General features: G+C 64.6%; 21 protein-coding genes. 15 read left to right on the top strand and 6 right to left on the bottom strand.

Annotated elements, in window-relative coordinates:
* Positions 1-14: 14 nt before the first annotated feature.
* From GLW01_RS04095 to GLW01_RS04065, 7 genes are all read left to right on the top strand, one after another.
* Complete coding sequence (locus GLW01_RS04095; protein WP_151440111.1) at positions 15-473, top strand: chemotaxis protein CheW; 459 nt, start codon at positions 15-17, stop codon at positions 471-473.
* Between the two features lie 38 nt (positions 474-511).
* On the top strand, positions 512-1,000 hold the full coding sequence (locus tag GLW01_RS04090; RefSeq protein ID WP_160898218.1) for a Fur family transcriptional regulator: 489 nt from the start codon (positions 512-514) through the stop codon (positions 998-1,000).
* Positions 993-1,727, top strand: a complete 735-nt coding sequence (znuC, locus tag GLW01_RS04085) for a zinc ABC transporter ATP-binding protein ZnuC (RefSeq protein WP_151440113.1) — start codon at positions 993-995, stop codon at positions 1,725-1,727. The genes GLW01_RS04090 and znuC overlap by 8 nt, the downstream gene beginning before the upstream one ends.
* Positions 1,724-2,530 carry an iron chelate uptake ABC transporter family permease subunit gene (locus tag GLW01_RS04080; RefSeq protein WP_151440114.1) on the top strand — a complete coding sequence of 269 codons (807 nt, stop codon included), beginning with the start codon at positions 1,724-1,726 and terminating at the stop codon, positions 2,528-2,530. The genes znuC and GLW01_RS04080 overlap by 4 nt, the downstream gene beginning before the upstream one ends.
* A 73-nt stretch (positions 2,531-2,603) precedes the next feature.
* Positions 2,604-3,308, top strand: coding sequence for a PAS domain-containing protein (locus tag GLW01_RS04075; RefSeq protein WP_160898217.1), 705 nt, complete (start codon positions 2,604-2,606; stop codon positions 3,306-3,308).
* Between the two features lie 73 nt (positions 3,309-3,381).
* Positions 3,382-4,332 (top strand): DnaJ C-terminal domain-containing protein, encoded by a 951-nt coding sequence (locus GLW01_RS04070; protein WP_151440116.1) that lies wholly within the window; start codon positions 3,382-3,384, stop codon positions 4,330-4,332.
* Between the two features lie 2 nt (positions 4,333-4,334).
* Positions 4,335-4,658 (top strand): chaperone modulator CbpM, encoded by a 324-nt coding sequence (locus GLW01_RS04065; protein ID WP_151440117.1) that lies wholly within the window; start codon positions 4,335-4,337, stop codon positions 4,656-4,658.
* 3 nt (positions 4,659-4,661) lie between these two features.
* Here GLW01_RS04065 and GLW01_RS04060 read toward each other — a convergent pair whose 3' ends face one another.
* Positions 4,662-5,744, bottom strand: coding sequence for a patatin-like phospholipase family protein (locus GLW01_RS04060; RefSeq protein WP_160898216.1), 1,083 nt, complete (start codon positions 5,742-5,744; stop codon positions 4,662-4,664).
* A gap of 8 nt (positions 5,745-5,752) precedes the next feature.
* On the bottom strand, positions 5,753-6,652 hold the full coding sequence (locus tag GLW01_RS04055; protein ID WP_160898215.1) for an alpha/beta fold hydrolase: 900 nt from the start codon (positions 6,650-6,652) through the stop codon (positions 5,753-5,755).
* Positions 6,653-6,884: 232 nt separating this feature from the next.
* On the opposite strand from GLW01_RS04055, the gene folE reads away from it, so the two are divergent.
* The 5 genes from folE to GLW01_RS04030 all read left to right on the top strand — a co-directional run bounded on the left by folE (position 6,885) and on the right by GLW01_RS04030 (position 12,009).
* A complete protein-coding gene (gene folE / locus GLW01_RS04050) occupies positions 6,885-7,451 on the top strand; it encodes a GTP cyclohydrolase I FolE (protein WP_151440120.1) in 567 nt (188 codons plus the stop codon).
* A gap of 16 nt (positions 7,452-7,467) precedes the next feature.
* Positions 7,468-7,842 carry a dihydroneopterin triphosphate 2'-epimerase gene (gene folX / locus GLW01_RS04045; RefSeq protein WP_151440121.1) on the top strand — a complete coding sequence of 125 codons (375 nt, stop codon included), beginning with the start codon at positions 7,468-7,470 and terminating at the stop codon, positions 7,840-7,842.
* A gap of 71 nt (positions 7,843-7,913) precedes the next feature.
* The gene (locus tag GLW01_RS04040; RefSeq protein WP_160898214.1) at positions 7,914-9,500 is read left to right on the top strand and encodes a putative bifunctional diguanylate cyclase/phosphodiesterase; all 1,587 of its coding nucleotides are present in this window, start codon (positions 7,914-7,916) and stop codon (positions 9,498-9,500) included.
* A gap of 5 nt (positions 9,501-9,505) precedes the next feature.
* On the top strand, positions 9,506-10,030 hold the full coding sequence (locus GLW01_RS04035) for a DUF411 domain-containing protein (RefSeq protein ID WP_151440123.1): 525 nt from the start codon (positions 9,506-9,508) through the stop codon (positions 10,028-10,030).
* Between the two features lie 29 nt (positions 10,031-10,059).
* Positions 10,060-12,009: a VacB/RNase II family 3'-5' exoribonuclease gene (locus GLW01_RS04030; protein ID WP_160898213.1), complete on the top strand. Its 1,950-nt coding sequence runs from the start codon at positions 10,060-10,062 to the stop codon at positions 12,007-12,009.
* Between the two features lie 6 nt (positions 12,010-12,015).
* On the opposite strand, the gene hemH is transcribed toward GLW01_RS04030, so the two are convergent.
* Positions 12,016-13,110, bottom strand: coding sequence for a ferrochelatase (hemH, locus tag GLW01_RS04025; protein ID WP_160898212.1), 1,095 nt, complete (start codon positions 13,108-13,110; stop codon positions 12,016-12,018).
* A gap of 146 nt (positions 13,111-13,256) precedes the next feature.
* Here hemH and GLW01_RS04020 point away from each other — a divergent pair, with 146 nt between their 5' ends.
* Positions 13,257-13,667, top strand: a complete 411-nt coding sequence (locus GLW01_RS04020; protein WP_160898436.1) for a flavodoxin family protein — start codon at positions 13,257-13,259, stop codon at positions 13,665-13,667.
* Positions 13,668-13,727: 60 nt separating this feature from the next.
* Here GLW01_RS04020 and GLW01_RS04015 read toward each other — a convergent pair whose 3' ends face one another.
* Together GLW01_RS04015 and GLW01_RS04010 are read right to left on the bottom strand one after the other, a co-directional pair.
* Positions 13,728-14,201, bottom strand: a complete 474-nt coding sequence (locus GLW01_RS04015) for a Spy/CpxP family protein refolding chaperone (protein ID WP_151440126.1) — start codon at positions 14,199-14,201, stop codon at positions 13,728-13,730.
* A gap of 102 nt (positions 14,202-14,303) precedes the next feature.
* Positions 14,304-15,746, bottom strand: a complete 1,443-nt coding sequence (locus GLW01_RS04010; protein ID WP_160898211.1) for a phospholipase D-like domain-containing protein — start codon at positions 15,744-15,746, stop codon at positions 14,304-14,306.
* 156 nt (positions 15,747-15,902) lie between these two features.
* On the opposite strand from GLW01_RS04010, the gene rapA reads away from it, so the two are divergent.
* Both rapA and GLW01_RS04000 read left to right on the top strand, forming a co-directional pair.
* A complete protein-coding gene (rapA, locus tag GLW01_RS04005; RefSeq protein ID WP_160898210.1) occupies positions 15,903-18,557 on the top strand; it encodes an RNA polymerase-associated protein RapA in 2,655 nt (884 codons plus the stop codon).
* Between the two features lie 125 nt (positions 18,558-18,682).
* A complete protein-coding gene (locus GLW01_RS04000) occupies positions 18,683-19,795 on the top strand; it encodes an alkene reductase (protein ID WP_160898209.1) in 1,113 nt (370 codons plus the stop codon).
* Positions 19,796-19,818: 23 nt separating this feature from the next.
* On the opposite strand, the gene GLW01_RS03995 is transcribed toward GLW01_RS04000, so the two are convergent.
* Positions 19,819-20,232: a hypothetical protein gene (locus tag GLW01_RS03995; protein WP_151440130.1), complete on the bottom strand. Its 414-nt coding sequence runs from the start codon at positions 20,230-20,232 to the stop codon at positions 19,819-19,821.
* Positions 20,233-20,400 lie beyond the last annotated feature (168 nt).

Genomic DNA, 20,400 nt, shown 5'->3' with positions numbered 1-20,400 from the left:
GCAAGGAACCCATCATGGCGGAGAACCCCGAACAACTGTCCTGCGTGCTGATCCCGGTCCAGGACACCACCCTGCTTCTGCCCAACGTCTCCATCGCCGAGATCGTGGACTACGAGCCCGACCCGGCGGACGAGGACCAGGAATGGGTGCTCGGCCGGCTCCAGTGGCGGGGCGTGAGTCTGCCGGTGCTGTCCTGGGAGGCAGCCAACGGCGGCGACCCCTTCCCGCCCGAGGGTCGGCGCGGGCGTATACTGGTGCTCAACACCATCACCGAACACCATGAGGCCATGCCCTTCATGGCCATGGCCACCCGGGGCATCCCCCGCCAGGCCAAGGTCAGCCCCGAAGAGCTGCGCCGGGAGCCCGAAGCAGCCGGCGACGCGACCCTGATGGAGGTCGTTTTCGAGGGGGAGCACTGTGTGATTCCGGACATGTCGGTGCTCGAGGACCTGGCCCAGCGCGCCGCCGGCTGAGGTTCCGTCCCTGTGGAGCCAGTGTTACCCTGTAACATATGACGCATCCACTGCCCTACCGCTCCCACGACCATGAGGCCTGCGTCAGCCAGGCCCTCAGCGACGCCCGACGTATCTGCGCCGAGAAAGGCGCACGCCTGACACGGCTGCGGGAACAGGTACTGGAACTGGTGTGGCAGTCCCACCGGCCCCTTGGGGCCTATGACATTCTCGATATCCTCAACGGGGAAGGCCGCCGGTCGGCACCACCCACCGTCTACCGCACTCTGGACTTCCTGCTGCAGATGGGCCTGGTTCACCGGATCGCCTCGCTCAATGCCTTTGTGGGCTGTAACCAGCCGGACCATCACCATACCGGCTGCTTCCTGATCTGCCGCCAGTGCCACAACGTGCTGGAGATTGAGGCATCCGGCATACAGAAGGCCATCGACAGTGAGGCCCGGAGCCACGGGTTCCTAAATGAGGAGACAGTGGCCGAAGTGACCGGGCTCTGTCCCGCCTGTCGGGAGGAAGACGGCCATGACTGAACCCGTGGTATCACTGGAGGACGCCGGCCTGCGCTATGGCGAAACCCATGTCCTGCACGACCTGACCTTCAGCATGAGCGAAGGGGACATCGTCACCGTCATCGGCCCCAATGGCGCTGGCAAGACCAGCCTGATCAAGCTGATCCTGGGCATCGAGAAGCCCAGCTCCGGCCATGTGCGCCAGCGCGCGGGTACCCGGGTGGGTTACGTGCCCCAGCGCATGACCCTCCAGCCTACCCTGCCGCTGACGGTGGGCCGCTTCCTCGGGCTCGCCGGCGGCGACCCCAGCGCCATTGAGGCGGCCCTGGCGCGCACCGGCGTGGCCCAGCTGGCAGACGAGTCCGTGCATCACCTCTCCGGCGGCGAGTTCCAGCGGGTACTGCTGGCGCGGGCCATACTGCGCCGCCCCCAGCTGCTGGTGCTGGACGAACCGGCCCAGGGGCTGGACGTTAACGGCCAGTCCGCGCTCTACGAGCTGATCCGCTCCCTGCGCGATGAGCTCAACTGCGCGGTACTGACCGTCTCCCATGACCTGCACGTGGTCATGGCCTCGACGGACACGGTGCTGTGCCTGAACGGTCACATCTGCTGCCGCGGCCAGCCGGAACAGATCTCTCAGGATCCGGCCTTCACCCAGCTGTTCGGCGAAAACCTGGCCAACACCCTGGCGGTCTACCATCACCACCATAACCACAGCCATGACGTGCACGGAGAGACCGTGCCATGATCGACCTGATCCTGAACGACTTCTTCTGGCGCGCCATGGCGGGCGGCCTGATGGTGGCAATGGTCGCCGGGCCCCTGGGCTGCTTCGTGGTCTGGCGGCGCATGGCCTATTTCGGGGACACACTGGCGCACTCCGCCCTTCTGGGCATCGCGCTGGGCACCGCCTTCCAGGCCAATCTCAACCTGAGCATCGTCCTGGTGTGTGTACTGCTGGCAGTGATCCTGATGCTGCTCTCACGCCAGCAGTCACTGGCAAGCGACACCCTTCTGGGCATCCTTTCCCACAGCTCCCTGGCCATCGGGCTTGTGGTGCTGGGGATGATGCAGGATTTCAGCATCGACCTGACCGGTTACCTGTTCGGGGATCTGCTCGCCATCAACCAGCGGGACCTGCTCTGGATCGCCCTCGGCGGCGCCTTCATCCTGATGCTCACGGTCTGGCTCTGGCGCGGCCTGCTGATGATCACCATCCACGAGGAACTGGCGACAGTGGAGGGCCACCGCACCGGTCTGCTGCGGCTGGCGCTGATGCTGATGCTGTCGCTGGTGATCGCCACCGCCATGAAGATCGTGGGGGTTCTGCTGATCACCGCTCTGCTGATCATACCCGCAGCCGCCGCCCGGCCGCTGGCCGCCACCCCCGAGCGCATGGCGGTGATCGCCTCCCTGCTGGGCATGGGTTCGGTGGTGGCAGGCATGACCCTGTCCTGGCACGTGGACACCCCAGCCGGCCCCTCGGTAGTGGTGGCCGCTTTCGGTTTCTTCCTTCTCCTCTGGCTCGTGCGGGCTCGCGCGCCGGCCTGAGACACCCACCGCTTGGTCTGCGCACACCACTGCGCTACAGTGAAACAAGGCAGACAGCGGGGGAGCCAGGACGATGGAACCGGAAAGCGTACCCGATACCGATCAGCCGGGCTGGTACCGGGCACTGCCCCCGATCGTTCTGGGTGTGGGGCTGGCTCTGAGCCTGCTGCTGTGGTCCGAGACCCGCCAGGCACTGGCCCGTGCAGCCACCACCGGCGACGACCCGGTCTTCCCGGGCCTCCTTCTGCTGTGCGGTGTCCTTCTGAGCGTTGGTATGGCCCTGGTCACCTGGCAGCTCGTGCGTGCCCACCGACTCATGATCCGCCGCGAGGTGCGCCTGGAACGGCTGCGCCAGCGCGACAGCCGCGCCCTTGAGAACAAACGCCTCGAAAAAGAAGTAATGAGCCGGGCGCTTTCAGACAGTGAACAACGGACCCGTGACTTCATCCGCCTGGGCACCGGTATTGCCCTGGAGCTGGATGATGCCCGGACCATCGGCTATGTCTCGCCCCAGGTTGAAAGCTGGCTGGGGCATACCCCCTCCACTCTGGCGGGCGAATGCTTTGCCTCTCTCCTTCCGGAATCCGAACACGAGCGTCTTGATGAAGCCCTGGAAACCAGCCGTCGCGAGGCCCGCCACACCACCCTGGACACCTGGCTCACGGAGCCTGGGGGCGAGCCCCTGTCCGTGCAGGTACGTATCTGCGCCATCGTGGACGCGCTTTCCCACTGCCAGGGCTTCCGTGTGGTCTGCTCACCACGTGGCCCCATTGAATAGCAGTGATTCGCCACCACCTCTGTGAGCAGAGATGACCTGAACACGGCGCCAGATTCTGAACAGAGGTTCGCCAATGGAATTCAAGGATTACTACAAGATACTGGGCGTGGACGAGGACGCCTCCAAGTCCGAGATCAAGTCCGCCTACCGCAAGCTCGCGCGCAAGTACCATCCGGATGTAAGCAAGGAAGCGGACGCCGAGGACCACTTCAAGGAAGTGAGTGAGGCCTACGAGGTCCTGAAGGACGACGAGAAACGCGCTGAGTACGACCAGCTCCGAAAGTATGGCCAGACGGCGGACGGTGGCTTTGATCCGCCGCCCGACTGGGAATCCGGTGCCAGCTTCTCGCGCGGCGGGTTCACCGGTGCGGACAGCATGGACTTCAGCGACTTCTTTGAATCCATCTTCGGCGGCGCCGGAGGCGGCTTCCGGCAGCAGCGCGGCCAGGGCTTCGCCATGCGCGGCGAGGATCTCCACCACCAGCTGTCGCTGTTCCTGGAGGAGGCCTACAACGGCTGTGAGAAGTCCCTGCGCATGCAGCAGCCGGAACCCGGGCCTGACGGCGGTGTCCAGCGCCGCGAGCGCACCCTGAAAGTGAAGGTACCCGCCGGCGTGCGCGACGGCCAGACCATACGCCTGCGCGGCCAGGGCGGGCCCGGCATGGGCAGCGGTCCGGACGGGGATCTTTATCTGGACATCCAGATCGCTCCCCATCCACACTTCAGGCTGGAGGGCGGCGATCTGTATGTAACTGTGCCCGTGACCCCCTGGGAGGCGGCGCTGGGTGGTCGCATTACAGTACCCACCATGGGCGGCAAAGCGACGCTCACCATTCCGGAAGGCACGCGCGAAGGCAAGAAGCTGCGCCTGCGCGGCAAGGGCATGCCCGGTAAGACGGCCGGCGACCAGTACGTGGTACTCCAGATCGCCATGCCGCCGAAACAGACCGAGCGCAGCCGCGACCTCTTCCGCGAGCTGGGCGAGGAAGTGCCGTTCAACCCACGCGACCACCTGGGAGTCTGATCATGAGCAGCAGAACGCCTCAAGCCGAGATGATGGACGAGCTGATGCGGCTGACACTGCGCGATCTCTGCCATGACTGCCAGGTCAACGCCGAATATGTCATCGAGCTGGTGGAGTTCGGCGTGGTACAGCCGCGCGAGGGCCGGAGCCCACGGGAATGGATCTTTGCCGGTGAGGATCTGGTCAGGGTCAAGAAAGCGGAACGGCTGCGCCGGGATCTGGACGTCAACCTGCCCGGCGTGGCCCTGTCACTGGACCTGCTTGAGGAGGTCCGCGAGCTGCGCCGACGGGTGGATGAGCTGGAAAAGGACCGGACGCGCGACTGAGCCTCAGCCCAGTTCGGACAGCGGCCTCGCCACTTGGGCCACGCGGTCGTTGTCCACCAGCTCCAGGAAGTAGTCCCCCAGCCGCTGGCTCTCAGCCATGGCCCGGCGCCAGTGGGCTTCGCGCGTGGCGTCATCGTCCCGGTAGGCCGGGAAATCCCGACGGTCCGGCAGCTTGCCATCCGGCAGCCCCTCCAGGTACGCCTGTGTGGGCGCGATCAGGACCAGGTTGCGCAGGCGCTCGGGATCCCCGTTGCGCCAGGGGAGGCTCTTGTCGAACCAGCCCGGCACGATCCGCTGGGTAAAGTGCGGATAGAGGACAAGATCGTCCCCGGCGTAGGGAAGGTCCAGATGGTAATCGGTCAGGCCGCCGTCCCGGAACGAGTGGCCCGCAACACCGGGGATTGTGTCCACGGCGTTCATCACGAAGGGAATCGAGGCTGAGGCCAGCAGCGCGGCCTGCAGGTTGCCCGCGTTCAGTCCCTCATAACGCCCGGGGAAGTCGCTGAAGGCATCCAGTGGGGGCTCGGCGCGCTCATCGTGCATCACCATCCGCTCAAACCCCAGCCGGATCCAGGGCCGGTGAATGGCATTCGCCAGCACCACCGGCGCCAGACCGGCCATCAGCAGCGGCCTGTGGTCCGAAGCCACCAGCCCTTTCGAGCGTGCCACCATCACGTTCAGACGGTAACGCTGCTGCTCAAGGATGGCGGCCTCATGCCCGCCAAGCAGCGCCTGCAGCATCTCCCGGCACTGCTCGGAAACCTGCGCCGGGGTTATCCCTCTCGGAAAGCGCTGGGTGGTGTAGAGCTCCCCGAGGCGCTCCAGAGCGGCCACCGGCTCCGGCGTGCAGGCACAGGCAAAACGCCAGCTGCCAATGGACGAGCCGATCAGAGTGCGCTCTCGCGGTGCCCGTTCCAGCCAGTCCCCGAACAGTACCCGGTCCAGCCCCAGCAGCCCCAGAGCCTTGGGGCCACCCGCCGCGCCGGGAATGGTGCCCACATCCCCCGGATGGAGTCCGCGTTCACGGATACGTGCCAGGGCGCGGTCACCGGCATGGATGCTCAGGGGCGGTATGGAATCGGTCATCAGCGCGGTCAGTCATTACCCAGTGCAATACGGCGACGGAAGGCCAGGTAGTGCTGGAGCGTTTCCGCGGGCGCCTCGAAATGCGGATAGTGACCAATGTCGTCCAGCAGTGCAATCCCGCGGTCACTGACCAGCTCGCGGTAACGCGCCAGCATCGGGGCCCCGGAGACCGGATCCGCCCCGCCCCAGATCAGCAGCGCCGGCTGATCGATGGCCTGGAGCGCACCCACCCAGCGGTGCCGGTGAACCCGGCGCTCTTCCATATAGTGGATGATGCGATGGATGACGCCGCGCCCGTTGTTGTGGATCAGCAGCTGCCAGAAATCCTCGATATCCCGTGCCGTGGGCTGGGTGGCCGCGCCGAAGATGCGCCCCAGGCTGTTTTCAAACACCCGTCGGGTCAGCGCCCGGCTCACCAGCCCGCCCAGCGGCCCCAGAAGGAGTTTCTGGATCAGGATGGGCTGGTGGACCTCCGGGAAGAGCGCGGCATTCATCAGGGCGACACTCTCAAGGCGGAATCCCAGGCTGCCCTCGCGTTGGCGCGCCAGCAGCTCCTGGGTCACGGTCGCCCCGTAGTCGTGCGCCATGACATGCACCCGTTCCTCGCCCATCTGCTCCAGCCAGCCCTGGATCAGGTCCGCCTGTTCAATGATGGAATAGTCGTGATCCTGGGGCTTGTCCGAGAACCCGAATCCCAGCATGTCCGGCGCCAGCAGCCGGTAGTGCTCACTCAGCGCCGGCCACAATCGGTGCCAGTCCCAGGAGGCCGTGGGAAAGCCGTGGATCAGCAGCAGGGGCTCACCCCGACCGCCGATACGGCTGAAGACCGCATGCTCGCCGTACATGAACCAGCACCCGGCCTCCTGCCAGCGCTGCAGTCCATGGGATTCCCCCTCGATCCGGTCCATCACGGTCTCTCCCTGTCTGTTGTACGACGATTCTGTCTTCCGGCGGCTGAGTCTATCGCAATGTGCAATATGCAACGAGCCTGTAGCACTGATCCAGTGCCTTCATTGCGTCGTAAACCGAGAAAAAGAGATAATCCGTCCGCCGTCCTCCATTGAGCCTATCTATGATGGGATTCGGGCGAACGGCATAATGGATCGCTGATCAACGATGGGTTGAACCCGGGAGCACACCATGGAGCACAACACTGAGGGGCTGGCGGCCGATTACCGGGACATCATCCAGCGGCTGGGAGAGGACCCGGAACGCGAGGGCCTGGCTGAGACGCCCGAACGCGCCGCCAAGGCCATGGAATTCCTGACCCATGGCTATCATCAGGACCTGGATTCGATCGTCAACGGTGCCATTTTTGAATCCTCCAATGATGAGATGGTTGCGGTCCAGGACATCGAGCTCTACTCCCTGTGCGAGCACCACCTGCTGCCCTTTGTGGGCAAGTGCCACCTGGCCTATCTGCCCAACGGACGGGTCCTGGGGCTTTCCAAGTGTGCCCGCATCGTGGATATGTTCGCCCGTCGGCTGCAGATCCAGGAATCGCTCACACGCCAGATCGCCGAGGCCATCCAGGAGGTCACCGGTGCCAAGGGTGTGGCGGTGGTCATCGAGGCCCATCACATGTGCATGATGATGCGCGGGGTGGAAAAGCAGAACTCCACCATGAAGACCTCAGTGATGCTGGGCACCTTCCGTGAATCCCAGGCCACGCGCATGGAATTCCTGACCCTGCTCAAACGCAGCTGACCGCCACGGGGCCGCCATGACCGACGCACGCACCGCCACCATCCGCATCAAGGATCTCCGCCTGCGCACCTACGTCGGTATCAAGGAGGAGGAGATCAACAACCGTCAGGACGTAGTGATCAACATCCGACTGCTGTATGACGCCGACCAGGCCATCCGCAATAACGACATCGAGGCGGCGCTGAACTACCGCACCATCACCAAGAACATCATTGCGTATGTCGAGGGCAACAGCTTTGCACTGCTGGAACGGATGACCCGTGAAGTCCTGGACCTGGCCATGGAGCCCGAGGCTGTTCTGGAGGCCGAGGTGGAAATCGACAAGCCCCATGCCCTGCGTTTCTCGGACTCGGTGTCGGTTACACTGGGGGCGTCCCGCCAGCGCTCATAGCGGCCGTGGACATTTGTGCACACTTTCCTACACTGAGGAACCACCGCTTCCGGCCCTGAGGCCCGACCCCGATGTCACTGCGTTCGCTGTTCAGTGCTGACACCCGACCGCCGATTCTGCTCACGCTGGCCTGGCTCACCACCCTGTCGCTGGTTGCAGCCGGGACCATACTGTCCTGGCACCAGGGGCCGTTCTGGCCACCGCTGATCCTCACCTGCGGGGCCCTGGGCACCTTGGCGCTGGCACTGGGACAGGGCCTTCAACGCCATAATCAGCTGCTGGAAAAAACCCGTGCCGCCCTGCGTCAGGAAACGGACCGACGGGTGAGTGCCGTAGCTGACCTCGAACGCATTGCCAGCAACGACCCGCTGACAGGCCTCGCCAATCGGCACTTCTTCATGGAGGACCTGGATTACGCGGTCCAGCGCGCACGCCTGTCCGGTGAGAAGATCGCGGTGATCGCGATTGACCTGGACAGCTTCCAGACGCTCAACAACTCCATGGGCCACGATTACGGCGACCAGCTGCTGATGTCGGTGGCCGAGCGCATGCGCACCCTGGAAGACAGCAACCACCTGTTCTGCCGGGCCAGCAGCGACGACTTCTACCTGCGCTGCTACCCGCTGTCGGATCTGGAATCATTGATCCACCTGTTGGACCGCATCCGGGATCTGTTCCGGCGTCCCATCCGAATGGATGACGAGGACCGCTACCTGTCCGCCTCCATTGGTGTCGCCCTCTTCCCGGATCACGTGGGCGACGCCCAGTCACTGATCGCCAGTGCCGAGGCAGCGCTCAACCAGGCGGCGGCGCTTTCCGGCACCCGCTATCAGTTCTACAACGAACGCCTGCACGAACGGATCCGGGAGCGTATGGAGCTGCACTGGGGGCTGCACGATGCCCTGGAGCACAGGCGCTTCCATCTGCGCTATCAGCCACAGCAGGACCTGGCCACAGGGCAATGGGTTTCGGCGGAGGCCAAGCTGTACTGGGAGCACCCTGAACGCGGGGACCTGGGGCCCGAATCCTTCATGGAAGCGGCACTGGAAACAGGCCTGACACCGGCCATCACCCGTCACACCATCACGCTGGTATGCGATCAGCTGCGGCGCTGGCGCGAGAGCGGGGCGCACCACCTGACGGTGGCGGTGAACCTGTACGGCCCGGAACTTGAGGACGGCGGCCTGGTGGAGCATATCGCCGGGACCCTGAGGCGCTGTGAGATCGCCCCGGAAGCCCTGGAAATGGAGCTGGCCGAGGCCAGTCTCGCCAGCAACGGCCACCAGCGGGAAAAGCAGCTGCGGGCGCTGAGCGAGCTGGGCCTGCCCATCAGTATCGACGGCTTCGGACAGGGCACCGCCTCCCTCGCCTGGGTCAGGGACTTCCCGGTACATCAGCTTAAAATCGAGCCGGGCTTTGTACGGCGCGTCACCAGCCGTCATAATGACAGTGTCATCGTCAGGGCGATCATCAACCTGGCCCACAATCTGGGCATGCAGGTCACCGCAACGGGTGTCGATACCGATGCGCACCTGACGTTCGTCAACGCACACCGGTGCGATTTCGCCCAGGGTGAACGGATCAGCCCGCCCCTGGCCGCGGATGAACTGGTGAAACACATCGGTTTCAACCGAGCCAACACAACAGAGTACTCCTGACCATCATGCGCCGCCTGATCATCACTGTACTGAGCCTGGCCGCCATCGCCGCTGTCGCCCTTGGCGCCACCCAGCTGGTTTCCGGCACCCGGGAGGAAACCGCCACAGCGGAGCAGGCGAACAACAGCGCCGCCCCGGAGCAGACCCTCACGGTCTTCGCCTCGCCCACCTGCGGCTGCTGCGGCGACTGGATCAATCACATGCGCGACGCCGGTTTCCAGGCTGAAAAGCGGGAAGTCAGCAACATCAACCGCGTCAAACAGGAAGCCGGGCTGCCACGCTCACTGGCAAGCTGCCACACCGCCTTCATCGACGGCTACCTCATTGAGGGCCATGTCCCCGCCTCCGACGTGAAGCGTCTTCTGCGGGAGCAACCCGAAGCCGCCGGCCTCAGCGTGCCGCGTATGCCGGTAGGCTCGCCGGGCATGGAGGTGGAAGGCCGTGGCCGGGACGCCTTCGATGTGATTCTTTTCCGGGACAACGGTGAGCAGGAAGTCTTTGAACACTACCCCGCCCAGACCAGCCTCTGACTCCGCAATACTGACAGGTTATTCTCTCAATGCTGAACAGCGACGCCCTGAACCAGCTCCAGCAGCTCCGTTCCGACATCCAGTCCGACAAGGAGCTGTTTGCAGGCACCATCAAGCGCGTCACCGGACGCTTCGGTTTCGTCACCCTGGATGACGGCCGCGACATCTATCTGCCCAAGGACGAAGCCCAGAAGGTACTGCTGGGCGACCGCGTCCAGATCCAGATCACCCAGGGCAACGGCGGCAAGCAGGCAGGGGAGCTTGAGAGCGTCGATGAGCGGGTACTGGATACCTTCATCGGCCAGTACGTGGTCCGGGGCAAGGGCCATTTTGTGGCGCCGGACATCAACGGCTTGAGCCGTTGGTTCTTCGTACCCCCGAAACAGCGCAACGAGGCGAAGAACGGCGACTTCGTCCATGCCCGGGTCACCCGTCATCCGTTCAGCAGCGGCAACGCCCAGGCCGAGGTGTTGAGTGTTATCGGTAACGAGTCGGACCCGGGCATCGAGCGCGGCTACGCCATGGCCAAATACCAGCTGCGCGACGAATGGCCAGAGGCGGTGAACGAAGAAATCGCCACACTCTCGGAGGCGGCCATTGAACAGGCCACATCCGGGCGTGAGGATCTGACGGATCTGCCCTTCGTCACCATCGACGCCCCCAGCACCCAGGACATGGACGACGCCGTCATGGCCCAGGCTCGCCCGGAAGGGGGCTGGCGCCTGTGCATCGCCATTGCGGACCCAGCGGCGCTGCTTCCAGAGGATGGAGCCACGGAACAGGAAGCACGGCTGCGCGCCAGCTCCGCCTACTTCCCCGGCCAGCCCCGGGCCATGCTGCCCTCGGCCATCAGCCAGGACCTGGGCTCGCTCATGGCGGGCAGGGACCGGCTGGCACTGGTCTGTGACCTGCAGCTGGACGCCGAAGGCAACATGGGCGATTACCAGCTGTACGCCGCCACTATCCGCTCCCGCGCCAAGCTGGCGTACGAAAGCGTCGCAGCCCTGTTTGAGGACCGGACTGACGAGGAGATCCAGGCGCTGGACGACACCACCCTGGAGAGCCTGAACCAGCTGAAATCCGTGGGGCAGGCCCTGCGTCAGTGGCGCGAGACCAACGCCCTGGTCAACGAGGAACGGCCGGACTACCGCATCCGACTGGACGAGAACCGCAAGATCCGCAGCATCCAGAAAGCCTACCAGACCAGCGCCCACCGGCTGATCGAGGAATGCATGATCGCCGCCAACCGCTGTGCGGCGGACTTCCTGCAGCAGCGCAGCGGGGATGGACTCTTCATCACCCATGCCGGCGTGCGTGAGGAAAAGGCGGACAACATCCGCCAGCTCTTGGAACAGCACTGCCCGGAGCTTCTGGACGTTGACCCGACCACACCGGAGGGCTTTACCAGCCTCGTACGCCGGGCATCGGCACTGGAGACGGAGCTGCCGGTGAAGGCCATCGTCATGCGCCAGCTCGAACGCGCCGAAATGGCCACCCAGGCGGCGCCCCACCAGGGCATGGGCCTTTCTCTCTACACCACCATGACCTCGCCTCTGCGCAAGTACAGCGACTACTTCGTGCACCGGCTGATCCGCCACCACCTGGGTCTTGCTGGCAAACCCGAATGGGATGAGTCCGTGCTCAAGGCCCTGCAGGAGTCCCAGTGGCAGCTGCGCCAGGCGGTCAACGAAATGGAGCACAGTCTCAAGTGCCAGTTCGCCCCCAGCCTGGGGGACGCGGCGCACCACGGCACCATCGTCCAGGTCAACGCCGGAGGCTTCCAGGTGAAGCTGGATGAAACCGGCCTGGTGGGCTTTGTGGCCGCACGGGATCTGCCCGAGAAGTTCAGCTTCGACCCGGTCACCCACACCATCGCCAGTGACCAGCGCCGCTTCCGGCTGGACCAGGCGGTGACGGTGCGCTTCAGGGAGGTGGATGAGGAGCGCCGCCAGATCCGCTTCGATCTGGTCGACGCCTGACCCGCCCTACTGGTCAGCCCCGAGTGCCTCGGCGCGCTCGCGGCTGGCCGCCAGCTCCTCCGGGTTGTTCTCGGGCAGGGTCCAGCCCTGCATATGCTTTTCCACCAGGGTGGTGATCATGTCGATGTGATCCTCGTCCGAATTCAAGGCCGGAATGTAGTGGAAATCCTCACCTCCGGCCTCCATGAAGTACTCCCGGTTCTCCTCATCAATCTCTTCGATGGTCTCCAGACAGTCCGATGAGAAACCGGGACAGACCACATGGACCCGCTTCACGCCCTGGCCGGGCAGTGACTTCATGGTTTCGTCCGTATAGGGCTGGAGCCACTCCTCATTGCCGAAGCGGGACTGGAAGGTGGTCATGTACTCACCCTCGCGCAGCCCCAGCCGCCTGGCCAGCAGCCGCGTGGTCTTGTGGCATTCACAGTGATAGGGATCCCCGTTGAGCAGGTAGCGCTTGGGCACGCCGTGGTAGGACAGCACCAGCATGTCCGGCCGGCCATTGTCTTCCCAGTAGCGCTCGATCTTGCGCGCCACGGCCTCGATGTAGGGCTCAAAGTCATGGTAATGGCTGATGAAGCGCAGATCCGGCAGCCAGCGCCGCTGCTGGAAGTCCTGCGCCAGCGCATCGAAGGTGGACCCGGTAGTGGAAGCCGAGTACTGGGGGTACATCGGCAGAACCAGGAGCTGGCGCACACCCCGGCGCTGCAGATCCTCAATCGCGGATTCGATCGACGGATTGCCGTAGCGCATGGCGTAGGCCACCTCGATGTTCTGCCCGTAGCGGAACTGCAGGCGCTGCTTCAGCCCCTCGGCCTGGCCACGCGTGTGCACCAGCAACGGTGATCCGTCCTCGCTCCAGACGCTGCGATAGCCCTCAGCGGATTTCTTCGGGCGGGTCCGCAGCACAATGCCGTGCAGGATCAGCCACCAGAGAAGCCGCGGCAGCTCGATCACGCGGGGATCCGAGAGGAACTGATCCAGATAGCGGCGCAGCGCCGGCGTGGTGGGTTCATCCGGCGTGCCCAGGTTGGTGATGAGCACGCCCACCCTGGCCGGCTGGTCGTGGGTGAAGTGCTCACTCATGCCACGGTATTTCATAGGTTTGGATTCCCCGTTGCGCTGGAATGGATTGACTTGAGTCTCATACGCACCACCATAAGGACTGGTTCCCCGCAGGAGGTGGCCCAGTGACTGCCAGGCAGCTTTTGATCGTCGCCCACACCCCGTCGCCCAATACATCCCGCATGGCCGAGGCCGTACTGCAGGGCGCTCGTCATGAGGATATCGAAAACGTCGAGGCTCGGCACATACCGCCCCTGGAAGCGGGTCCGGACGATGTGCTCGCAGCGGACGCCATCATTCTCGGGACCACCGAGAATCTAGGATATATGAGTGGGGCGCTAAAAGATTTTTTTGATCGGATCTATTACCCCTGCCTGGAACAGACACAGGCCCTGCCGTTTGCCAGTTTTGTACGGGCGGGGAAGGATGGAACGGGAACACTGAAGGCCATCGATACCATCACCACCGGGCTGCGCTGGCGGGCAGTGCAGGAGCCGTTGCTCTGCCACGGTGAATTCCGGGAGGAATTCATAACCCAGTGTGAGGAACTAGGCCTTTACCTGGCAGCGGGACTGGATGCCGGCATGTTCTGATGGGTGGTTCCCAGCCTGTTCTGACCGGGGAACCACCCGTACGCATCACGCGCGTCAGTCTTACTGCTGACCCTGGCCCTGGCCTTGGCCCTGACTACGCTGCTGACGCATCTGCTGCTGCATACGCTGCATCTGCTGGCGCTGCTTCTGCATCTGCTTTTCCAGCTCTTTGCGCTGTTCCTCGGTGAACACCGACTCCACGCGGGACTGGAGCAGAATGCTTTCCGCTGTCATCTCACCGGTAAGATTACCCAGCTTTTCGGCATCCGCCCGGATGGCTTCCTCGTCATAGTCCGGGCCAACCCGGCCGTCCAGCTTCTGCTGCAGTTGCTGGATCTGCTTCTGGGTCTCCTGGATATCACCCTGCATCTCATCCAGGATGCCACGGATCTCTTCCTGCTGCTCATCAGTGAGATCGATCATGCGGGCCAGCTGATCCACCTGGTCACCACCCTGCTGCCCCATCTGCTGGGCGCCGGCGGTGAAGGCAAACGCCATGGCAAGGCCGGCGGCGAGGAGTCGGAAGGTCTTCATAGGGAACACTCCGGTTGTAGTGTTAATGATGTATGAGCCCGCGAGCATAACGCGACTCCGGGGGGTGTTTCACGCGCAAAGGCCACGAATTCATTAACACTTTTACAGATAGGGCGACATCAGCCGAGCAATGCCGTTGCGCAGGCGCACTGGCAGCCAGGCATTGCGCAGATCGGCCAGCTCAAGCGCCTCCGCGTTGGCCCGCACCTGGTCAACCATCCGTTCCAGCGAGCGCGCCAGGCGCACGTCGTAGCACTCCAGGTTGCACTCGAAATTCAGGCGCAGGCTGCGCGGATCCCAGTTGGCGGACCCGACCATGCACCACCGCCCGTCCACCGTGAACAGCTTGCTGTGATCGAATTCGCCCGGGCTGTACCAGACCCGCACGCCCCATTGGAGCAGATCCTCCAGCTGCCCCCGGCACGCCCAGTCCACCATCGGCAGGTTATTGCGCAGTGGCAGAACCACATCCACGGTGGCACCGCGCAACGCCGCCGTCTTGAGCGCGTCCTGAACGGTGGCATCAGGCAGGAAATAGGGCGTCATGACCCGTACATGGCGCCGCGCCACCGAAAGGGCCCCGACAATGACCTGACGCAGGGTATCCAGATTCTCATCCGGCCCGTCGGGAATAACGCGGCTGAGGGTGGAGCCCGGGGCATAGGGCTTGGGGAACCAGCGTTCGCCGTTGAGCCGTTCCCGACAGGCGAAGGCCCAGTCCTCGGCGAATACGGTCTGCAGCTCCGCGACCACCGGCCCTTCAATGGCGAAATGCAGATCCCGGATGGGATGGCGCGGCTGGCTCTCCACACAGTTGCCGGCGGCGATGTTCATACCCCCGCTGAATCCGAGCAGGCCGTCCACCACCAGCATCTTGCGGTGGTTGCGCAGGTTCATGAAGGGCATGGCCAGCGGTGTGCGCGTGGGCATGAAGCGGGCATAGGGCACCCGCTCACGGCGCAGGTGCCGGATGATCGAGGGAACGGAGTAGCGCAGCCCCACCGCGTCCACCAGAACCCGCACACTCACGCCCCGGCGCACGGCCTGCCCCAGGCTGCGGGCAAAATCCCGGCCCACGGCATCATTGCTGAAGATGTAGGTGCTCAGGGTGATGCTCTGGCGGGCACAGGCAATGGCCTCGAGCATGCGGGGATAGGCCTCGTCTCCGTTACTCAGCGGTGTAAGACGGTTGCCGGTGAGCAGGGGCTGGCGTGAGACCCGGTCGGCCAGGCGGGCCAGCGCCTGCATCTCCCGGGGAAGCTCCCGGCCCATGTCTTCGGGCACATAGGCCCGCACCGCCGATCCCTGATCCACCCTGGGCATTTCGCCACGCAGCTCGGCCGCCCTGCGCCGGATGCGGTTGATGCCAAACATCAGGTAAAGGAGCGATCCCATCAGCGGCGCCAGCCAGATAACGCCGACCCAGGCCACCGCCGCGCGGCTGTCTTCCTTTTTGAGGATGGCATGCCCGGAGGCCGCAATAGCCAGGCTCACGTAGAAAACCGCGAAGAGGCCAGCCAGGATGCTGCTGTCCGCCTCAGGCATAACGGGTGTCCATGTCGCTGGCTGCCAAATCCGGCTCCTGTGAAGGGCTGCTGCCGGCATTCTAGCCGGGCCCGGTACCCCCGGCCAATCACGCATTGCAATAAGCCGACACAGCCGCTACGTTTGCGCTCCCGAAACAGCCAGTCCGGAGCCTCCATGACCTTCACAATGGGCCAGCGCTGGGTCAGCCAGACCGAATCCGATCTCGGCCTCGGCCTGATCACCGACGTCAGCGGCCGCCGCGTTACCATTGCCTTTCCCGCAGCCGAGGAAGAACGCACCTACGCCATGGACAACGCGCCCCTCGCCCGGGTGCGCTACCGCGTGGGCGAGACCCTGAGGGACCGCCATGAGCGCGCACTGACCGTGCGCGAAGTGGAGGATTCCGAGGGGCTCTTTACCTACGAATGCGAGGACGAGGCCGGCGAACCGGTCACCCTGACTGAGGTCATGCTCAGCCCCCATGCCCGTTTCGTGCATCCCGAGCAGCGTCTGTTCTGCGGCCAGTTTGACCGCAATGGCGACTTCCAGCTCCGCTATGCCACCCTGCAGCACCAGGCACGACTCCAGGCTTCGCCGGCTCGCGGGCTCATCGGCACCCGGACCCAGTTGCTGCCGCACCAGGTCGCGATCGCCGAGCAGACCGCCCGCCGCCCCCATCCGCGCCTGCTGCTGGCGGACGAGGCCGGCCTGGGCAAAACCATCGAGGCCGGGCTGATTCTCCACCGCCAGGTCATCACCGGCCAGGCCGAACGCCTGCTGGTGGTGGTGCCGGACGCACTGCTGACCCAGTGGTTCGTGGAGATGCGCCGGCGTTTCAACCTGCATTTCGCGCTCTTCAACCAGGAACGCCTGGAGGCCGAGGAAGGCAACCCCTTCGAGAACGAACAGTTCGTACTCTGCCCGCTCTCGCTGCTCAGTGACAGCGAGGCCAACCTGGCCGCCGCGGAGGAAGCGGGCTGGGACCTGCTGGTGGTGGACGAAGCCCATCACCTGCATTGGACGCCGGACGGCGCTGATGCCGGCTACCAGGCCGTGGAACGGCTCGCCGGGCAGATTCCGGGGGTGCTGCTGTTAACCGCCACCCCCGAACAGGTGGGCCTGGACAGCCACTTCGCGCGGCTGCGCCTGATCGATCCCGCGCGCTTCACCGACTACGCGGCCTTCCAGCAGACGGTGCGCGAACACGGTGGCCTTCCCGAGCAACACCGCGTCCTGTTCCGCCACACCCGCGATGACGTGGGTGGCTTTCCGGAACGGGTGGTGGAATCCGCCCCGCTTGAGGCGGGCCTGGACTACGCCGAACAAGCGCAGCTGGCGGGGACTGCAGGCCTTTTCCCGGAAACCGGCCTGGACAGTGAAACCTGGCTCGCAGAGGATCCCCGTGTCGCCTGGCTCCAGCAGATGCTCAAGGCCAACCGCAACGAAAAAGTCCTGGTCATCTGTGCCCATGCGGATACCGCCGAGACGCTGGAGCATTTCCTGCAGCTGCGTGCCGGCATCCGCAGCGCCGCCTTCCATGAACGCCTGAGCATCATCGAGCGCGACCGCGCCGCCGCCTGGTTCGCGGACGACGAGCAGGGTGCCCAGGCGCTGATCTGCTCCGAGATCGGCAGCGAGGGGCGCAACTTCCAGTTCGCCCGCCACCTGGTGCTGTTCGATCTGCCCCAGAACCCGGACCTGCTGGAGCAGCGCATCGGCCGGCTTGACCGCATCGGCCAGGGGGAGCGCATCCACATCCATGTGCCCTACATCGCTGGCTCAGCCCAGCAGGTGCTCTTCCAGTGGTACCAGCAGGGCCTCAGCGCCCTCCAGGCCTACTGCCCCACGGGCGTGGCGGTTCAGCACGAGGTTGCGGAACAGCTCGACGCCGCCCTCAATGACCCGGAAGCGCCGCTGGACGGGCTTCTGGAAGCCACGCGCCAGGCACGTGAAGCCCAGGAGGAAAGCCTGCAGGAGGAGCGCCGCCTGATCGCCTCCCTCACCCGGGACGAACAGGCAGCCGCCGATGCCAGCATCAGCACCATCCGGGAAACCGAGGCGCCGGACGATCTTGCCGCCTACCTTACCCAGCTGCTGGACCAGTACGGCATCGACCACGAGGAAACCGGCAAGGAACAGTGGACCATCCGGCCCACGGACCATATGAAAACCGAGCACTTCCCGCACCTGCCGGACGACGGCCTCAGCTTCACCCTGGAGCGGGATGTGGCGCTGGCCCGGGAGGACCTGGCCTTCATGAGCTGGGAGCACCCCATGGTGCGCGATGCCATGAACATGGTGACCGATTCAGAGCTCGGCAACGCCGCCCTCATCACCCTGGAGCTCAAGGGCGTACAGCCCGGCACCCTGATGCTGGAGGCGCTCTACCGCGTCACCACCGCCGCCCCGCGCGCCGTGGCCGTGGGCCGCTTCCTGCCACTGGCCCCGGGCCGGTTGCTGCTGACCAGTGACGGCCGCGACCTGAGCGCCATGCTCACCCACGACAAGCTCAACCAGATCGGTGGCCGCATCAAGCGCAAGGACGCCCAGCAGATCCTGCCGCGCCTGCGCGACGACATCGAGGCCCTGCTGCCGGCCATCCGGGAGAAGGCCGAGGCAGGCCTGCCGGAAACCATCGCCGACGCCCGACAGGCCCTGGAGGCCCACTACAACACCGAAATCGAAGCACTCAGGGAACTGCAGGCCACCAGTGATGAACTGAAAAACCGCGAGATCGAGGCCCTGGAAGCCCAGCGCGAACAGGGCACTGCGGCCATAGACCGGGCCGGCGTGGAGCTGGAGGGATTGCGGATGATACTGACAACCTGAGACACGCTGACCGGTTGAAGGGGTCTCCTCTCACCCCCATCTTATAGAGCACATCAATCGGATTCGGTTTTCTGTCGTAGACGTATCTATCAGAAACCATCCGACCACCAAGAGGAGACCCTTCGATGACCAACGGGGACAACGTGCTTTTTGAACCCTTTACCCTGGGCGATCTCGAGCTGCCCAATCGCATCATCATGGCGCCGCTGACCCGCGCCCGGGCCAGCCAGCCGGGCGACGTACCCAGCGACATGAACGCCCGCTATTACGCCCAGCGCGCCAGTGCCGGGCTGATCATCAGCGAGGCAACGCAAGTTTCCCAGCAGGGCCAGGGCTACGCCTACACACCTGGCATCTACACCCCGGAGCAGATCACCGGCTGGCGCAAAGTCACGGACGCGGTCCACGCGGCCGGCGGCCGCATGCACGCCCAGCTCTGGCACGTGGGCCGCATTTCCCATCCGGAACTGCAGCCTGGTGGCGAACTGCCCGTGGGTCCCTCGGCCATCAAGCCGGAAGGCTCCCAGGTGTTCATCAGCGCCGACTCCGGCATGGTGGATATCCCCACGCCCCGTGCACTGGAAGCCGATGAGCTGCCCGGCATTGTTGAACAGTACCGCCAGGGCGCCGAGAACGCCCGCGAAGCCGGCTTCGACGGCATCGAGATCCACGCCGCCAACGGTTACCTGCTGGACCAGTTCATCAAGTCCGGCAGCAACCACCGCACCGACGACTATGGCGGCTCAGTGGAAAATCGCCTGCGGTTCCCGATGATGGTGGTGGAAGCAGTCAAGCAGGTCTGGCCAGCGGCACGCATCGGCATCCGGGTCAGCCCCACCGGAAGCTTCAACAGCATGTTCGACGCGGACCCGCACAGTACCTTCCGGGCTCTGGCACGCAAGGTGCAGGAAGCAGGCCTGGCCTACATCGAGGTGGTGGAGGATTCCTTCCAGGGCAACCATGAGAACGGCCGCCCGGAATCCGTGATCGACGCCATCCGCGAGGAATTCACCGGCGCCTATATCGGCAACGGGGCTTACAGCCGGAATGAGGCCATTGAACGCATCAATGCCGGGCGCTGTGACCTGGCCTCCTTCGGCCGGCCGATCATTGCCAATCCGGATCTGGTGGAACGCTTCCGGCAGGACGCACCGCTCAATGAGTGGGACGCCAGCACCTTCTACGGCGGCGATGAACGGGGTTACACGGATTATCCGACGCTGGCGGAAAGCCAGTAGAAAGGAAAACGGCGGGAGGCGGTTTACGCCTCCACGTCGATATTGGTGCCCAGCTGCTCGTCCGCGCTGACCGACTGGTTGCCGGCTACGGCTCCGCCACCCGGGCTGTTGGTGGCCTCGGCACGGCTGCTGGCACTGTTGCCCGTCTCACTGGCAGCGCTGCCGAAGTCACCGCTGGACAGTGTCGACGCCGTATTGGTATCCGTGGCGGCGGCATCGGGCACCGCCTCACCACTGTTGGCGGCAGCGGAATCCAGGCCCTGCTGGGAGATCTGGACGCTCACGTCCTGCGCTGGCCGGGCATTAGTGTTGCCGACTGAATTCTCACGAGCCTGGGGCCCCTGGTTGGCACTTTCCTGGGCGCCACGCGACTGCAACTGCTGGGCGCCGCTATCCCGGGCCAGGTTGGCCGCCTGCGGGTTCATGCCTTCAATCATGCCTCTCACCTCGCTCAGGTGGGTTGTCTACTTCCCATATTGAACAACTTCTGACCAGAGGTAAACCCCGACCACCGGCCATCCCGGGTTGTGATTTGTAACCACCAGCCCCCTCCCCTTCCCTGCCAACAACGCCACAACGCTTGCCATCAGCGGGCCCAACGGCGA

The sequence above is a fragment of the Vreelandella halophila genome (genome assembly GCF_009856365.1).
GTDB lineage: Bacteria > Pseudomonadota > Gammaproteobacteria > Pseudomonadales > Oleiphilaceae > Halospina > Halospina utahensis_B.
The sequence above is the reverse complement of the archived record's forward strand: the minus strand, read 5'-3'. Positions and strand labels throughout refer to the sequence as shown.

Excerpts from the sequence above, each read along its gene's own strand:
- GLW01_RS04095 (WP_151440111.1), top strand. The coding sequence starts at position 15 with ATGGCGGAGAACCCCGAACAACTGTCCTGCGTGCTGATCCCGGTCCAG.
- GLW01_RS04090 (WP_160898218.1), top strand. The coding sequence starts at position 512 with ATGACGCATCCACTGCCCTACCGCTCCCACGACCATGAGGCCTGCGTC.
- znuC (WP_151440113.1), top strand. The coding sequence starts at position 993 with ATGACTGAACCCGTGGTATCACTGGAGGACGCCGGCCTGCGCTATGGC.
- GLW01_RS04080 (WP_151440114.1), top strand. The coding sequence starts at position 1,724 with ATGATCGACCTGATCCTGAACGACTTCTTCTGGCGCGCCATGGCGGGC.
- GLW01_RS04075 (WP_160898217.1), top strand. The coding sequence starts at position 2,604 with ATGGAACCGGAAAGCGTACCCGATACCGATCAGCCGGGCTGGTACCGG.
- GLW01_RS04070 (WP_151440116.1), top strand. The coding sequence starts at position 3,382 with ATGGAATTCAAGGATTACTACAAGATACTGGGCGTGGACGAGGACGCC.
- GLW01_RS04065 (WP_151440117.1), top strand. The coding sequence starts at position 4,335 with ATGAGCAGCAGAACGCCTCAAGCCGAGATGATGGACGAGCTGATGCGG.
- GLW01_RS04060 (WP_160898216.1), bottom strand. The coding sequence starts at position 5,744 with ATGACCGATTCCATACCGCCCCTGAGCATCCATGCCGGTGACCGCGCC.
- GLW01_RS04055 (WP_160898215.1), bottom strand. The coding sequence starts at position 6,652 with ATGGACCGGATCGAGGGGGAATCCCATGGACTGCAGCGCTGGCAGGAG.
- folE (WP_151440120.1), top strand. The coding sequence starts at position 6,885 with ATGGAGCACAACACTGAGGGGCTGGCGGCCGATTACCGGGACATCATC.
- folX (WP_151440121.1), top strand. The coding sequence starts at position 7,468 with ATGACCGACGCACGCACCGCCACCATCCGCATCAAGGATCTCCGCCTG.
- GLW01_RS04040 (WP_160898214.1), top strand. The coding sequence starts at position 7,914 with ATGTCACTGCGTTCGCTGTTCAGTGCTGACACCCGACCGCCGATTCTG.
- GLW01_RS04035 (WP_151440123.1), top strand. The coding sequence starts at position 9,506 with ATGCGCCGCCTGATCATCACTGTACTGAGCCTGGCCGCCATCGCCGCT.
- GLW01_RS04030 (WP_160898213.1), top strand. The coding sequence starts at position 10,060 with ATGCTGAACAGCGACGCCCTGAACCAGCTCCAGCAGCTCCGTTCCGAC.
- hemH (WP_160898212.1), bottom strand. The coding sequence starts at position 13,110 with ATGAAATACCGTGGCATGAGTGAGCACTTCACCCACGACCAGCCGGCC.
- GLW01_RS04020 (WP_160898436.1), top strand. The coding sequence starts at position 13,257 with ATGGCCGAGGCCGTACTGCAGGGCGCTCGTCATGAGGATATCGAAAAC.
- GLW01_RS04015 (WP_151440126.1), bottom strand. The coding sequence starts at position 14,201 with ATGAAGACCTTCCGACTCCTCGCCGCCGGCCTTGCCATGGCGTTTGCC.
- GLW01_RS04010 (WP_160898211.1), bottom strand. The coding sequence starts at position 15,746 with ATGCCTGAGGCGGACAGCAGCATCCTGGCTGGCCTCTTCGCGGTTTTC.
- rapA (WP_160898210.1), top strand. The coding sequence starts at position 15,903 with ATGACCTTCACAATGGGCCAGCGCTGGGTCAGCCAGACCGAATCCGAT.
- GLW01_RS04000 (WP_160898209.1), top strand. The coding sequence starts at position 18,683 with ATGACCAACGGGGACAACGTGCTTTTTGAACCCTTTACCCTGGGCGAT.
- GLW01_RS03995 (WP_151440130.1), bottom strand. The coding sequence starts at position 20,232 with ATGATTGAAGGCATGAACCCGCAGGCGGCCAACCTGGCCCGGGATAGC.